We start from the raw sequence: 15516 nt of genomic DNA on the forward strand, positions 1-15516 counted from the left end.
CCTTCTTTGAACTGCGCCTAGAAAGTCACTGCTTCAGAAGCGGAGAGCATTACGCCTTAAAAAGAACTGACGAAATAAATTGCCGAAAATGGCCTAGTTCCGTAAGAATTGAGAAAATGCGCCCGTTCTTGCGGGCGCAAACTCAGTTAATTCGTATCAAAGCACCCCGGTCCTCTTGGCAACACTGGTTGCGATTGCGTCCATCAGAGGAGGATTGAGGCTGTCATACGGCGGCAACCCTAGTTCGGTGAGCTTCGCACGCACGGCATCCATTTGCTCGGGGCGAGCCCCGCCTCCTTCGATTATGGATGACACGAATGCTGCGAAACGGGGCTCCTCCCAGCCTTGCTCATCCGACAACTCAACGTGGACGAAGTCAAGGCCGTAGAAAGGGTGGGCGGAGTTCTCTATACGCCCATACATATGGACACCGCAACGACTGCACGCATGCCTTTTGATGACAGCATTCTCGTCAACGGGACGAAGTTTTTCTGCGTGGGCCACGACCTCCACCTTATCCCGGGGAACCACTCCAACCACTGAGAATGCGGCACCTTTCGGCTTCCAGCATTTGGTGCAGCCACAGGCGTGATTGTGTGCGACGTTGCTATGCACTCGGATTTCAACCTTGTCTCCTGTGCACTGGCATCGTAGGGTGCCACCGGAAAAATCAGACGACCCCTTCTTGACACCGTTATCGATATTCGGATGCAATGCTACGGAACTCATGCAAATCTCCTGTAGTACAAAAGTAACAACGCTTCTAGTGTCTAAAGATGAGCGATGCTCAGTAAGCAACCACGGTCCTAATAGATTTTCCCTCGTGCATCAAATCAAATGCGTCGTTGATCCGGTCGAGAGGCATAGTGTGCGTTACGAACGGCGCAAGCTGAATCTCTCCATTCATTGCGTCCTCGACCATCTTCGGCAACTGCGATCGTCCCTTAACGCCGCCAAATGCAGTACCTTTCCAGGTTCGCCCCGTAACAAGCTGGAAAGGTCTGGTCGATATCTCCTGCCCGGCTCCTGCGACGCCGATTACAATTGATTGGCCCCAACCGCGATGAGCACTTTCAAGAGCCGCCCTCATCACATTGACGTTTCCGATGCATTCGAAGGTGTGATCAACCCCCCAACCGGTCATTTCAACCAAAACTTGTTGAATTGGTTTCTCATAATCCTTTGGGTTCACGCAATCCGTCGCGCCAAAGGCGGTCGCAAGCTCGAACTTACTGGGATTTGTATCGATCGCGATAATTCTGCCGGCTTTGGCTTGACGAGCCCCTTGAATGACAGCGAGTCCGATTCCACCCAGTCCAAAAACGGCAACTGAATCACCTGCTTGGACCTTTGCGGTGTTATGAACGGCACCGATGCCCGTTGTGACTCCGCAGCCGAGCAGGCAAACATGCTCGGGATTTGCGTTTGGGTTGATCTTTGCAAGCGACACCTCGGCTACAACCGTGTATTCGCTAAAAGTGGAGCAGCCCATATAGTGAAAAAGGGGTTGTCCATTGTAAGAAAATCGAGACGTTCCATCAGGCATGAGGCCTTTGCCTTGAGTTTCGCGAACGGCGACGCATAGGTTTGTTTTTCCGGACTGGCAGAATAGGCACTTGCCACATTCAGCGGTGTATAACGGGATTACGTGATCCCCAACGGCTACACTGGTAACACCCGGGCCGACTTCTACGACGATACCTGCGCCCTCGTGTCCTAAAACAACGGGGAACAGCCCTTCCGGGTCTTGTCCTGACATCGTAAAAGCATCTGTATGGCAAACACCGGTGTGAGTGATTCGAATTAGGACTTCGCCTGCGCGAGGGGGAGCGACGTCAATATCGACGATCTTCAGCGGCTCACCAGGACCAAAAGCTACGGCTGCACGAGATTTCATAGGGGTTCCTTGTTGCGTGCACGCTTCGCTGTGCTGCATTCGCAGCAGGCGAGCGCGCCATCGTTCTGACATCATTGGGCAATGGTTTTAAAACGATGCATTTACAATGCACCGCCGCTTCAAATTGTTTTGACCGCGCTCTCGGGCGAGGCAGGGACCGCAACGGGGCCCACTTGCCAGTGATTGCGACCGACTTCGAAAAGGTTCGCCCCTACGAACTTGCCTGGAGAAAGCGCTGCGCTAGCGTCACCCAGTACGTAGATCCAACAGACAGCAACTCGTCGTTAAAGTCGTAGCTCGTGTTATGAAGCATGCAGGGTCCCTCCCCATGGCCATGTTCTCGGTGAGCGCCGTCGCCGTTTCCTAGAAACGAATAGCAGCCGGGCTTTTCCAGAAGCATGAACGAGAAGTCTTCGCCAGTCATAGCCGGTTCGACCGGATAACGAACGTTGCTCTTGCCTACCACTTCTTCCATAACGGAGGCCGCGAAGCGCGCTTGTTTTGGATCATTGATAGTTGGCGGATACCTTCTATTGAAGATCAACTCGACAGTGCACTCGAACGCCGCCGCAGTCATTTCTACGATGTGCTTCATCCGTGACTCAACCAGGTCCAAGGTCTCTACACTAAATGTACGCACTGTGCCGCCGATCCACGCCTCGTCCGGGATGACGTTGAGAGTGTCACCAGCATGAACCTGCGTGATCGACAGAACCGCCGTGTCAATCGGCTTCTTGTTGCGGGTAATGATGCCTTGGAGACCGTTCGCAATTTGCACTGCGGCGAAGATCGGATCGCGACCGCTGTGTGGCAAGGCAGCATGCGAGCCGATACCCTTGACGGTGATGCGGAAATCATTGCTGGAAGCCATGATCGGGCCGTCTGTAACCCCAAAGTGGCCTGCTGGCATCCCAGGCCAGTTGTGTATCCCAAACACCGCCTGCACGGGAAACTTTTGAAACAGGCCGTCATCAATCATCGCTTTCGCGCCTGCTCCGCCTTCCTCGGCCGGCTGAAATATAAACACGATGGTGCCATCGAATTCACCATGCTTAGCAAGGTACTTCGCCGCGCCAAGGAGCATTGCAGTGTGCCCATCATGTCCACAGGCGTGCATGCGTCCGGGATTCTTCGATCGATGTTCGAATGTGTTGAGCTCGTCGATCGGCAAAGCGTCCATGTCCGCGCGCAGCGCCAGACTTGCTGACCCGGCCCCACGTCGAAGTATGCCGACGACGCCTGTCTTCCCCATCCCGCGGTGCACTTCCAAGCCCCATCGGTCCAAGTTGTCTGCGACCAGCTGGGATGTTCGGTTTTCTTCGTAACGTAGCTCTGGGAACGCGTGGATCGCGCGCCGCAATGCTTTTATTTCGTCATTAGACGCCTCAATTTCGGGGATCAACGCCATGATTGCCTTATCCGTGACCAACAATGGCCTTGATTTCAAGAAACTCTTCGACCCCTTGAACTCCATATTCTCGTCCGTTCCCGGATTGCTTATAGCCTCCGAACGGAGCACGCGGATCAAAAGCTGGATGATTGATATGGACCTGCCCGGCTCGGATACGATAAGCCACGCCGCGCCCTGCTTCTATATTTTGAGTCTGAACGTGAGCACCCAAGCCATAGACGGTGTCGTTAGCAATTGCGATTGCGTCCTCGACCGTGTCGTAAGGAATAATGCATAGCACTGGACCGAAGATCTCTTCCTGCGCGATTCGCATGTGCGACGTTACTTCGGAAAAGATTGTGGGTCTTGCGTAGAAACCCCGGCTAAATCCTTCTACGCGCCCTAGTCCGCCACACAGCATTTTAGCGCCGCTTTCGATTCCGACTTGGATCATTGTCTGAACGCGATTGAACTGAGCTTCGTTCGCGATCGGTCCAAGAACAGTTCTCTCTTCCTGCGGATCACCGACTACAATCGCATTGGCAGTCGCACTAGCAATTGCCTCGACTTCAGACAATCTGTCGCGAGGTACGATCATCCGGGTAGGTGCGCTGCAGGATTGCCCAACATTGCGAAACGCAGACATCACGCCGAGTGGCACCGCTTTTGCAAAGTCGGCATCAGGCAGCATCACGTTAGGGGACTTTCCGCCCAGCTCCTGAGCCACGCGCTTGACTGTAGGTGCAGCCGTTTGTGCAACCAACACCCCTGCACGGTTTGAACCGGTGATCGAAATCATGTCGACACTGGGGTGCGCTGCGAGCGCGGATCCAACCTCCGGCCCACTGCCATTGACAAGATTGAAGACGCCGCGAGGAACCCCCGCATCGTGAACCAGTTGAGCGAATAACAGCGCACTAAGCGGCGCCAGTTCACTTGGCTTGAGCACGACCGTGCATCCGGCGGCGAGCGCGGACGCTACCTTTGCGGTTATTTGGTAAAGCGGCCAGTTCCAAGGAGTGATAAGCGCGCAAACTCCGATGGGTTCACGGAGCGTTGCCGTGCCGCCTTTGACGGACAGGAATGGGTATTCGGATACCACCTCGCTCGCCGTCCGCACATGTTCGGCTGCAAGCGGGACTTGCGATGCACGAGCAAACGAGATTGCCGCGCCCATTTCGAGCGATATAGCTTGAGCAAGCGATTCCTTGCGTTCAAGGATAAGCGCATGGATTCTGTTCAGGATCTCGAACCGAGTCTCCACCAACGACAGCGACCACCACGTGAACGCCTCACGCGCCGCATGTACGGCTTTGTCGACATCCGCAGATCCGCCCATGGCCAACTGGCCGAAGGGCTCTTCCGTCACGGGACTAATCACCGGGACAAACTTGGGCTCTTCGGGTGCGACCCATGCACCATCGATATAAAAGCGCCTCAAAGCTACTGGATCGATGACGTTAGACACTGCTGACATGGAACTCATTTCACACGACCCCGAGATAGGAACAACGCTAGTACTCTGACGAACTCACGCTTACGCGAAATACATGTTGCAACGATAGGGATTGGCGACCGACGGCAACAACCGCTGTATTAAGCAAAACTGTGCGGTAGAGATGAATCCGCGCTAGCGCCGCGGAGAAATGTCGCCAACGACTATATCGGCCACAACGGCGACCGTATCCCCGCGTTTCACCAGTCCAGGGAAATGGCGTGCCGCCAGTAACCCGTCTCGTTTGGCCAGGCATTCAACTGCTGGTGTTCCAGTACGACCGATATCATGAATCCTAGCGATCACGTCCCCTTGGCGAACCAATGCGCCGAGATCGATACATTGCTCGAGCAGGCCATTGAGTTCGCTCGTGACGTAACAGCTTCCGTCTGGCATGTCTAAGAGCGTCGTCGAATCCTCAACGCCGAGAGATGTTTCGGTGTGCTCCACTACGCCAGCGTTTGCCAGAAAGCCACGGATACCTCGGTCTGCAATCGCTACACTCCGGGCAGTTGATGAACCTCCGCCCCCAAGCTCCGTAGAAACAAAGACTTTGCCTGCCTCCTCGACGGCAGTGTCGAACATGCCCACTGCATCAAGTTCCAGCATTTTCATCGAGTACGGAGCGGCAAACGCGTACATCGCCTGCTCACATCTAGCCTGCTGGTTCTGATCGCGCAATACATGAATCGCCGCAAACGGCAGGAATTCCAATGTCCGTCCGCCCGAATGAATGTCCAACACAAAGTCCGAGGACGGAAGCAGATATCGCTGAAAGAAATCCGCGATTTTTTCAGTGACGGCTCCATCGGGCCGCCCCGGAAAGCTACGATTTAGATTTCCCTTGTCAATCGGAGATGTCCGCGATCCTGCTTCGAATGCTGGATAGTTCATGTACGGGACGACAATCACCCTGCCGGACACATCGCTGGCTTTTAATGATGATGCCAATTTCGCCAAAGCGATGGGTCCTTCGTACTCGTCCCCATGGTTCCCACCCGTTAATAGCACCGTGGGGCCACTACCATTCTTGATTACAGATAGCGGAATCATCACCGCGCCCCAAGCCGAATCGTCGCGCGAGTACGGAAGCTTGAGAAAGCCATGGCGCTCCCCATTGGCGTCGAGATCGATCGTCGGCGCGAGTGATGATTCACGCATTGCTACTCCTTGATAAACAACTTACGTGGCGTCTGACAAAAGGTTTCAACGCCAGTCTCAGTGATGAGGATCGTCTCGGAGATCTCCAAACCCCAATCTTCTTGCCAGATACCCGGGATAAAGTGGAAGACCATGCCCGGTTGCAACACAGTGCGGTCCCCTGACCGCAAGCTCATCGTGCGCTCGCCCCAGTCAGGCGGGAAGCTTGCGCCGATGGGATAGCCGCAACGGCTGTTCTTGTCGATCCCCGCTTTGCGAAGCACACCATAAAAAGCATTCGAGATGTCTTCGCAGACGTTCCCAGGCTTCGCGGCGTCAAGGCCTGCTTGGATGCCCTCGACGACAGCCTTCTCGGCATCAAGGAAGTGTTGCGGAGGCCGACCCAAATAGACCGTCCGAGATTGCGGGCAGTGATATCGCTTGTAGCAACCCGAGATTTCAAAGAAGGTACCAGTGTTCTTCGCGATGGGGCTATCGTCCCACGTTAAATGCGATGCGGACGCATCCACTCCGGACGGCAGCAAAGGCACGATCGCCGGGTAGTCACCGCCGTGTCCGTCTGCCCCCTTGATCCCGGTTGAATAGATCTCAGCTACGAGATCGCTCTTCTTCATGCCAGGCTCGATCACCTCCGCGATCTTCCCATGCATTTTTTCAACGATACGCCCGGCGATGCGAATGTAATCAATTTCCGTTTGCGATTTAACCGCTCGCTGCCAATTGACCAAACCGGTTGCATCTTTGAGCCTCGCATCGGGCAGATTGCGCTGCAGAGAAAGATAGGCGGCTGCGCTGAAATAGTAGTTGTCCAGTTCGACGCCGGTCGAAAGGTTGCTCCAACCCCGAGCCTGCAATACTTCCTTGGCCAGGTAATCCATTGGATGTCGTTCGGGCGACTGCACATACGTGTCAGGATAGCCGACGATGTTGGAGTGATTCAGAAACGTTGTGCGCTGGGCACTGGCGCCGTCCATTAACCGACCAAACCAGACCGGTTCCCCTTCTAGTGATAGGAGAACGCATTGATGTACGTAAAATGACCAACTGTCATAGCCGGTGAGCCAATACATGTTAGTCGGATCGGTAACGATCAACAGTTCGAGTCCAGCCTTCTGCATCGCTGTACGGGTTTTCGCTATCCGCGACTCGTACTCGCTTCGAGTGAATGCAAGCCGTGGGGCCATTTCATTCGCGTGAGATTGTCCCATCATGTCCTTCGTCGATTTTGGTCAGCCTAAAGATAGATCCGATACAGGGGTGCGTGGATAGTGCTTTGTGCGAAGCGGAGCGATAGGTCGGGAATGGAAGTCCCACGCTGGCGTCGTCTAAAGGCTGGCGAAATCGTCGTACTGTCCACGCTCATCGTTTCGGCGAGCCCAGTGTAACGACACAAAATCGGAAATCGAAATGTCCTAGTGCAATTCCTAGACTGACTTCGGAGGCGTCGGGGTTGCGCTTGGCTGTGACCGCCGATTAACACCGTCGGATCGGGGGTGTAGGCTGAGAATGGGGGCTCGAAAACGTGGCCAAGGCCAGCGCCTGTTAGCCAAAATCAGAAGGCGATAAGGGTCCATCGGTGCTACTAGCATTGCTTTTTTTGATGCCTCTTGGATTGCACCACTCGCGTGGCGACAGCCTAGCCCAGAAAAGAGGACTTCTGCCGGTAAGCCTGCCGCCGCATCAGAAGTCGTGGACTTGCGGATATTGTTCGAATGTCTCTGCGATCGTACGAAACGCTGCCTCACACGTCGCATCTGTAACGTCAGCCCCAACGCAGATGCGAATTGCGTTGGGACAAGGCGTACCGGGAACCAGAAAGGGCTCGGGCGACGTTACAGCAATGTGTCGATTACGCAGTTCACGAACGATGCGGTCAGCGTGCCAATGCTCCGGCACTGCCAACCACGCGGACAATGCATTGGGATGCGCCCCTTTGACGAAGCTTCCCAGGGCCGCGCGCAGCATTCCTTGCCTCGTAGCTAACTTTTGTCGTTGCAAATCAACGAGGCGCTTTGCGGTGCCGTCATTTATCCAGCGTGTTGCGACTTCGGCAACCGGCGGTGCAGTCATCCACGTACTGACGCGCAGAACGCTCTCCACCCGCAGAGCGTAGCGACGAGGCGTGACCAAATAACCAACGCGCAGTCCGCTCATCACCGACTTTGCCAAGCTTGTGCAATAGAAGCCCAGATCAGGAACAAGACTTGTGATTGGCGTAGAAGATGCCTCGAACAATGCGCCGTAGGCGTCATCCTCGATCACAAAGACTCCGTGCTTTGCCGCGATACGAGCGATCGACGCGCGTCTTAGATAGGGCATTAGTGAGACTGTCGGATTATTGAATGTCGGCGTACAAACTATCGCCGTGACACGCTCGCTCGCACAGACTTCTTCGAAGTGCTCGGGGCGAATACCATACTCATCTGTCTCTAGTCCCTTCAACGTAAAGCCAAGGAGATTGGACAAGCCAATTACACCGTGGTCGGTAACGTTCTCCGAAAGCACGGTGTCACCGGGACCCACGGTCGATGCCAGTGCAAGGAAGATTGCTTGAGTCGCCCCGTTAGTTACGATCAGCGACTCGGGGTTAGTCGGCATGTTGAGAGTCGCAAGCCATTGTGCACCGGCTTGCCTATGATGATCGGCTCCAGCGATCGGCCGATAAGACCGTATCCACGGTTGGTCGTCCACGCGAGACAGTACGCCACACACTTCCCTCCAGGCAGCGTCGTGCTCTGCGCAGTGCACGATGTGAGCGGTAGAAAAGTCAACGACCTCTCGGTCGGCAGTATCCAGGACGTAATTTGACACGGTGACGCGAGGCGCAACGAAGCTACCTCTTCCGACTTCGCAGCGGATTAATCCTTGACGCTCTAATTCCTTATAGGCGTTTGTCACCGTCTGCACGCTTATCCCGAGATCGGCTGCTGTCTCCCGCTGCGTCGGCAACCGAGCCCCCGCCGCCAGCGAACCACTTTCTATATCTTGGCTAATCGCACCGACCAGCCGTTTGTACTTCGACTCCCCTCCGGCGGCTTCGCGGACAGCGGTTATCCAACCGCCCCCATTTTTCAGATGTTTCATCCTGCCGCCCCTCCTGTAGGCGAACCTTTGTAGTCACGGACAAAAAAAATCGACCAGTAGGGTTTATAGGAATGTTCCATTACATTAAGCCTAGCGGGCGGGCCATGCCAAGCGTGTGTCCAGCGGGTGTCGCATAGGGAAATACATTACATGATCTAGCGAACTCCGCGCTTCAATCGCCCGACTTGCCCCTATCGAAAAAAACTTGTACTAGTTCAATTCACGGCGAAATATGGCTATGTATGCTGGTCTGGACGTCACACAACCACCGACGCGGTTAGCTTTCTAGGGCGACCGCGCTATCAGCCTGAATCCTGTCGAGGGAGACAAAAAGATGATCAAAAGACTTGGAGCCGCCCTGCTTTGCGCTGGCATTGCCCTAACCGGGATCAGTGCCCCGGCCGCGGCTGGACCATTGATGGAACGTCTTAAGGCCGGCCAGCCGATCCGTATTGGTTTTGGGAATGAGCCTATCTACGCCTATCCCGGCGAAAATGGCGACCCAAAAGGCTTCGCCAACGCGGTCGCAATCGCCGTGTTGAAAGACATGGGTGCTAAAGATATTCAGGCAACCGTCATGGATTGGAGTGGCCTGATCCCAGGGTTGCAGGCGAGTCGCTACGATGTCATTACTGGTGGAATGTACATCCTTGGGACGCGGTGTAAAAACGTGGCTTTTTCTGACCCAATCGCGAAAACAAGCGATGCGTTGCTGGTGCGCGCCGGCAATCCGAAGGGCCTCCAAAACTATAAGGATGTGCATAACAAAGGAGCCGTTTTCTACACCAATACCGGGTCAAGCTTGATCGAGGTCGCGAAGAAAGAAGGTTTGACCGACCAGGAGATAAACTTGGTGCCCGGTCCATCTGAGGTCATGGCGGCAGTCAAGTCAGGCCGCGCGGATGCAGGTGGTTTGACGTACTTCGAAGCTAAGCATATGGCGGAGGCATCGAACGGGAGCCTGGAAGTTACAAATCCGGCCAACATGCCCGAAGGGGATCAGAACTGGGTGGGAATCGGGTTCCGCTCTGAAGATGCTGATTTTCTAGCCAAGTTCAATGAAACATTAAAAAAGTTTATTGCTAGTCCGCGTTGGGTCGAAGCAGTTAAACCCTACGGCCTGACAAACGTCAATTTACCCGGTTCGACTACTACTCAGTGGATCTGCGCTAACCGGTAAATCTATGACGTGCGAGCTGCACGAAGCTCGCACGTCTGTCGCGGATGAAAAACATGGGCGTTTTCGAGTTTCTTCAGCTTTACTGGCCAAGGCTGTTGTCAGGCGCTTGGATCACGGTTCTTGTGTTCTTTTGCTCGACTGTTCTGAGTGTCGCCTTAGCGATCTGTGCCGGCCTCAGCAAACTTTCCAGAGCACGGCTTCTGCGCGTGGTTGCATCTTGCTACATCGAGCTGTTCAGGGGTACGTCTTTACTAGTCCAGCTCTATTGGATCTTCTTCGTGCTACCTCTTTTCGGCCTCACCATTGGCAAGTTCGAAGCGGGAGTCTTGGCCGTCGGTCTGAACCTTGGGGCCTATGGTGCGGAGCTGGTAAGAGGCGCCATCGTTGCCGTACCTAAAGGGCAGTGGGAAGCAGCGACAGCTCTCAATATGTCGCCAATTCAGCGCATGCGGCGAGTTATCATTCCGCAGGCATTAGTAATCTCACTGCCGATGTGGGGAAATCTCTTAATCGAATTACTGAAGGCCACGGCGCTGGTGTCGTTGATATCCGTAACGGACATCATGTTCCAGGCGAAGCAAATCAACGGGCTCACATTTCTATCCGCCCAAAGTTTTGGGTTGGCCCTGGTCATCTATTACGTGATGGCAAGGTTCTTGTTGACCCCCGGGATGCGCTTTCTGGAAAGGCGACTTCGGTCAAAATTGGGAAGGGGATAAGAGATGTTCAAATGGGATTGGGTCTTCGCTTCGCAGATTTTTCCGCGACTGCTGCAGGCGACAGGCAACACCTTAATTGCCGCCTTATCTGGTTATGCGATCGCTTTGGTGCTGGGACTAGTGTTGGCTTTAATTCAACGAAGCAACGCGGTATATCTGCGATGGTTCTTCAACGAGTTGATGGAATTCGTTCGATCGACGCCACTTCTTGTTCAAGTCTTTTTTGTTTTCTACGTCGCCCCGCAATTTGGGTTGCAGTTGAGCGCATGGGCTTCAGGCATGCTTGCCATCGGACTTCACTACGGGTGCTACATGTCTGAAGTCTACCGGGGCGGAATTGAGGGCATTCCTCGCGGGCAATGGGAGGCGGCGACGGCACTAAACATGTCGACAAGACAGACGTACACCCGACTCATTCTCCCGCAGGCGGTCCCATTGTGCATTCCGGGTATGGGCAATTATCTTGTCGGCATATTCAAGGACACGCCGATGCTCTCTGTTATTGGCGTTGCCGAACTAATGCACACGGCCAATGCTATTGGAACCGATAATTTTCGCTATCTTGAACCGTACACCCTTGTTGGCTTGATATTTTTGGCGATCTCTCTGCCATCGGCAGGGCTCGTGAACTTATTGGATAAGTTCATTCGTCGCAGATTAGGAATGTAACATGATGGATATGCTTAACATGCCCTTGCCGCTCGCCGACAGCAGTGACCCCGGTGCGAAGCCAATCTTGAGTTTTAGAAACGTTCGAAAGGCGTATGGCTCACATGTCGTCCTGAACGATCTAAATCTCGACGTGGCACCAGGCGAGACGGTGACGATTATCGGCCCTTCCGGTTCCGGCAAAACGACGGTATTGAGGGCACTAATGACATTGGAAACAATCGACGACGGATACATTTTTGTCGATGGCGAGCCTTTTAGCCACATGGAGGAGCGCGGTGTCTTGGTGCCAGCATCGCAGAAGTACATTCGTTCCCGACGCTCCGCCGTTGGCATGTGCTTCCAGCACTTCAACCTATTTCCCCATATGACCGCTCTGCAAAATTGCATGGAGGGTCCGGTGCAAGTCTTGAAAATGCCGAAAGCGGAAGCGCGCGACCGTTGCGTTGAACTGCTGGAGATGGTGGGGATGGCGGACAAGATGGGACAACATCCATCGCGTCTGTCGGGCGGGCAGCAACAGCGCGTGGCAATTGCGCGGGCGCTGGCCATGCGGCCAAAAGTGATGTTATTTGATGAAGTCACTTCAGCGCTTGATCCAGAAGTAATTGGCGAAGTAACCAATGTAATCAGAAAGCTCGTGGCAGAACATAACTTGACCATGTTGATGGTCACCCACCAGATGGGGTTTGCACGCGATATTTCTGACAGAGTCTGCTTCTTCTATGGCGGGAAGATTGAAGAACAGGGACCGCCTTCTGAACTCTTTTCTAACCCCCGCAAAGAAAGAACTCAGCAGTTCCTGCGTGCAGTGAGGGAAGCGATCTGATCTCACGCGCTTAACTTGCCGGGTCGCTGTTTCAGCCGGCATTTTTTAACGCCCTGGGCAGATGCTTCTACCGATCATCTGAACCACGCACTATTGAATTAAAGGATGATTTCGAATGGGTCACACTACTATCCCAGTCTCGTCCCCTGAATGGTCAATGCTTTCCTTGGCCAACGAGGAACCGTTTCAGGCCTACGACGAACTTCGCAAGCGCGGACCGCTGGTTTGGGATCCTGGCATGAATTGTTGGCTCGCCGTGAGTTATGACGCGTGCAAAATCATTGAAACCGATGAGGACACGTTTCATATCTTGTACGCCGATATCGATGAAAAAGTGCGCGAGATCAACGGTGGCTCGACCGGCATCACTGTCCTAACCGGAGAAAAGCACGCCGCAATGCGGCGGGTGTTTCTCAAGATGTTGAGCCCCCATTCTATCGAAAAGTATCGAACTGCCCACGTGCTTCCGGTCATCAATGACGCGATCGACCGGTTTCAAAAACGAGGTAGCGCTGAACTCGTCGAAGAGTACGCGCAGGCAATTCCCGAGCGAGTGATGGCCTCATTGTTTGGCCTTCCTTGGCGGGACGATGCGCTCGTCAAGCAAATTGCACTTTGGCATAAGGACATTGTGGCGTGGGTTGGGATGGCTCACGGGCCTGGCGAATTGATGATCAAGGCACAGCTTGCGTCAGATCGGCTGAACGAGCTCTTCCTGCCGCTTGTCATTGAGCGAAAGGAAAACCGGGGCGACGATTTCATCAGTTCGCTCTGGACGCAGGGTGAAAAGGATTATCCCGGCTTCGGCGTCACGGAAGTACTTCACAACACCCGCGAAGCGGCTGTCGGTGCTGGTGAAACAACCGCAAACGCAATCGCTAACGCGGTGTACCTCTATTTGACGAATTCCGAAGTTCACCAGGCCATCACGGCCGACCAAGAGGGGCCTTTGAATTCCTTCGTGGAAGAAACATTGCGTCTTTTGGGATCGCTGCAGTGGCGCTTTCGGGTCGCGGGTCGCGACGCAACGGTTTTGGGCGTCGATGTGAAGAAAGGCGATCTGATCTGCAATTTGCATGCTGCCGCGAACAGAGATCCGTCGCATTATGGTTGCCCTCACGCCATCGACTTGGCCCGAAAAGCTCCTACTGACCACCTCGCTTTGAATGTTGGGCCGCGGCTTTGCGTAGGGATGCACTTGGCCAGGATGTTGATTCGCGAGGGGATGAAGACACTAATTGAGCGGCTTCCGGAGCTTCGCCTCGATCCATCTAAAGAAAAACCACGCTTTAGGAACTTTTCTCATCGTTCCTATGGCCCCTTGAACGTACTTTTTTGAGGTAATCACGGTGCGAATCGTTGTATATGACCAAAGCGGTACGAAGGTTGAAATCGGAAACGTGTCGGACAAAACGTTGATGAGCGCCATTCGTAGTGCAGGGCTCAACATCACCGCGCAGTGCGGCGGCTGCGCTTCGTGCGCGACTTGCCACGTTTATGTTGAAGACGACTGGAATCGCAAGCTCGAGCCTGTTAGCGACATCGAAGATGCAATGCTTGACGTCGCAGAGGAGCGACGCGAGAACTCTCGCCTGTCCTGCCAGGTCAAGCTCAGCGATGAGCTTGATGGCCTGACTGTAAGACTTGCGCCTGGCTCGGGTTTCTAACGACTTTCAACGACAGTACGGGCTATCTTCAATAATCGGACAATGCGGGACCAAGCTTCATGCAAAAGAGACTACTTATCGTCGGCGGATCGTACGCCGCATGCGAGCTTGCCGCTCAGGCACGCGAGAGCGGTTACGCGGAGGACATCTTGATCGTTAGTGACGAGCAAGACCTCCCGTATCATAGGCCCCCGCTATCAAAGTCCTTCTTGAAAGATGTCAATGAAGAACTTATGCCTCTGCGCGCGGAAGCGTTCTATCGCGATAAGAAAATCGACGTGGAGCTTGGGACCCGAGTCGTCTCGATCGATGGAAATAGCAACCGTGCGCGTCTATCAAACGATGTTGTGGTCACCTTTGACACCCTTGCGCTGGCTACGGGCGCTCGCGCTCGCGTGCTTCCGGGCCTGGAAGCATGTCCGAGCAACGTGCATTACGTTCGCAACGTGGCAGATGCTCGTAACCTTCGCTCCACGATACAAACTGCAGAGCGTGTGGTCATAATCGGTGCAGGGTTCATTGGCCTTGAGGTTGCATCGGCACTTGCGCGTCAAGGCAAAAAAGTAACGGTGGTCGAAGCAGCTGATCGCGTACTTGCCCGCGCCGTTTCACCCGTCCTCTCGAAACTGTTAACAGAGATTCACCTCGACAATGGAGTTACGCTTCTAACCTCACGGATGGTGCGGCCTATCGTTGGACCGACCGGTCTGGTGAACCGCATCGAAGTAGACGATGGCTCCGTCTTGAGCGCCGATCTAGTAGTTGTCGGTGTTGGCTCAGAGGCAAACCTGGACCTTGCGCGACAACTTGAGTTAGACGTGCGCAACGGTATCGTTGTCAACAATAGGTCGAGAACGTCGAGGGATAACGTCTACGCAGCTGGCGACTGCGCGACATTCAATGGTCCGTTCAATCCAACGGGCATTCGCTTGGAGTCAGTCCAGAATGCGATGGACCAGGCCCGTGTCGCCGGCGATGCCATAGCTGGCGGCAACAAGGTGTACAACGCTGTCCCATGGTTTTGGTCGGATCAGTACGAGTTCAAAGTTCAAATTGCTGGTCTGTCTGGGGCCGGAACTGACTGGGTTTCTCGACCGGGAGACAAATCGGATGTTTCGGTGTTCCATTTTCGCGATGGCATTTGCGTTTGCGTCGAGAGTGTAAATCGCCCACGTGACCACATGGCAGCGCGGCGCCTTCTCGCGAGCAACAAGCAGATCACTCTTACGAGCCTGCAAGCGGTCGACTTTAATCTTCCGGAGCTTCTCAAAACCTAGTTGCGTAAAGCGACGTTTGAACATAAACAGGGCATCGAAAGCACTATTCCTATGATCGGGGGATTGTAGTCAAGCGCTGGATCGTGTGCTTATTTGGATAGCTCGTAGAAGCGGACAAAACCGGCCGCTTCGACACTTCTACATCCAG

Annotated in this window: 14 protein-coding genes; 7 read left to right on the forward strand and 7 right to left on the reverse strand. The window is 54.2% G+C overall.

From position 1 onward, the window contains the following. Positions 1 to 156: 156 nt before the first annotated feature. The 7 genes from gfa to ehuR all read right to left on the reverse strand — a co-directional run bounded on the left by gfa (position 157) and on the right by ehuR (position 9027). Positions 157 to 729 (reverse strand): S-(hydroxymethyl)glutathione synthase, encoded by a 573-nt coding sequence (gfa, locus tag IAG25_RS32940; protein WP_187608605.1) that lies wholly within the window; start codon positions 727 to 729, stop codon positions 157 to 159. 58 nt (positions 730 to 787) lie between these two features. Then, positions 788 to 1897: an S-(hydroxymethyl)glutathione dehydrogenase/class III alcohol dehydrogenase gene (locus IAG25_RS32945; protein ID WP_187608606.1), complete on the reverse strand. Its 1110-nt coding sequence runs from the start codon at positions 1895 to 1897 to the stop codon at positions 788 to 790. Positions 1898 to 2108: 211 nt separating this feature from the next. Further along, positions 2109 to 3305, reverse strand: a complete 1197-nt coding sequence (locus tag IAG25_RS32950; protein WP_187608607.1) for a M20 aminoacylase family protein — start codon at positions 3303 to 3305, stop codon at positions 2109 to 2111. Between the two features lie 7 nt (positions 3306 to 3312). Beyond that, positions 3313 to 4764, reverse strand: coding sequence for an aldehyde dehydrogenase family protein (locus tag IAG25_RS32955; RefSeq protein WP_375336554.1), 1452 nt, complete (start codon positions 4762 to 4764; stop codon positions 3313 to 3315). A 153-nt stretch (positions 4765 to 4917) separates the two neighbouring features. Continuing rightward, on the reverse strand, positions 4918 to 5943 hold the full coding sequence (gene doeB / locus IAG25_RS32960; protein WP_187608609.1) for a N(2)-acetyl-L-2,4-diaminobutanoate deacetylase DoeB: 1026 nt from the start codon (positions 5941 to 5943) through the stop codon (positions 4918 to 4920). Positions 5944 to 5945: 2 nt separating this feature from the next. Next, positions 5946 to 7154, reverse strand: coding sequence for an ectoine hydrolase DoeA (gene doeA, locus IAG25_RS32965; protein ID WP_187608610.1), 1209 nt, complete (start codon positions 7152 to 7154; stop codon positions 5946 to 5948). A 469-nt stretch (positions 7155 to 7623) separates the two neighbouring features. Then, entirely contained in the window at positions 7624 to 9027 is a 1404-nt protein-coding gene (gene ehuR, locus IAG25_RS32970) for a MocR-like ectoine utilization transcription factor EhuR (protein ID WP_187608611.1), read from the reverse strand. A 334-nt stretch (positions 9028 to 9361) separates the two neighbouring features. Between ehuR and IAG25_RS32975 the strand changes: the two genes are divergently transcribed. The 7 genes from IAG25_RS32975 to IAG25_RS33005 all read left to right on the forward strand — a co-directional run bounded on the left by IAG25_RS32975 (position 9362) and on the right by IAG25_RS33005 (position 15368). Further along, on the forward strand, positions 9362 to 10207 hold the full coding sequence (locus IAG25_RS32975) for a transporter substrate-binding domain-containing protein (RefSeq protein ID WP_187608612.1): 846 nt from the start codon (positions 9362 to 9364) through the stop codon (positions 10205 to 10207). Positions 10208 to 10260: 53 nt separating this feature from the next. Beyond that, on the forward strand, positions 10261 to 10926 hold the full coding sequence (ehuC, locus tag IAG25_RS32980) for an ectoine/hydroxyectoine ABC transporter permease subunit EhuC (protein WP_187608613.1): 666 nt from the start codon (positions 10261 to 10263) through the stop codon (positions 10924 to 10926). A 3-nt stretch (positions 10927 to 10929) separates the two neighbouring features. Next, entirely contained in the window at positions 10930 to 11595 is a 666-nt protein-coding gene (gene ehuD / locus IAG25_RS32985) for an ectoine/hydroxyectoine ABC transporter permease subunit EhuD (RefSeq protein ID WP_187608614.1), read from the forward strand. A 1-nt stretch (position 11596) separates the two neighbouring features. Then, entirely contained in the window at positions 11597 to 12424 is an 828-nt protein-coding gene (gene ehuA, locus IAG25_RS32990) for an ectoine/hydroxyectoine ABC transporter ATP-binding protein EhuA (RefSeq protein WP_187608615.1), read from the forward strand. 157 nt (positions 12425 to 12581) lie between these two features. Then, positions 12582 to 13763 (forward strand): cytochrome P450, encoded by a 1182-nt coding sequence (locus IAG25_RS32995; protein WP_187608616.1) that lies wholly within the window; start codon positions 12582 to 12584, stop codon positions 13761 to 13763. A gap of 10 nt (positions 13764 to 13773) precedes the next feature. Continuing rightward, positions 13774 to 14091, forward strand: coding sequence for a 2Fe-2S iron-sulfur cluster-binding protein (locus IAG25_RS33000; RefSeq protein WP_187608617.1), 318 nt, complete (start codon positions 13774 to 13776; stop codon positions 14089 to 14091). Positions 14092 to 14150: 59 nt separating this feature from the next. Continuing rightward, entirely contained in the window at positions 14151 to 15368 is a 1218-nt protein-coding gene (locus tag IAG25_RS33005) for an NAD(P)/FAD-dependent oxidoreductase (RefSeq protein ID WP_187608618.1), read from the forward strand. Positions 15369 to 15516: the final 148 nt, after the last annotated feature.

Source organism: Caballeronia sp. EK, from assembly GCF_014384845.1.
Taxonomy (GTDB): Bacteria; Pseudomonadota; Gammaproteobacteria; order Burkholderiales; family Burkholderiaceae; genus Caballeronia; species Caballeronia jiangsuensis.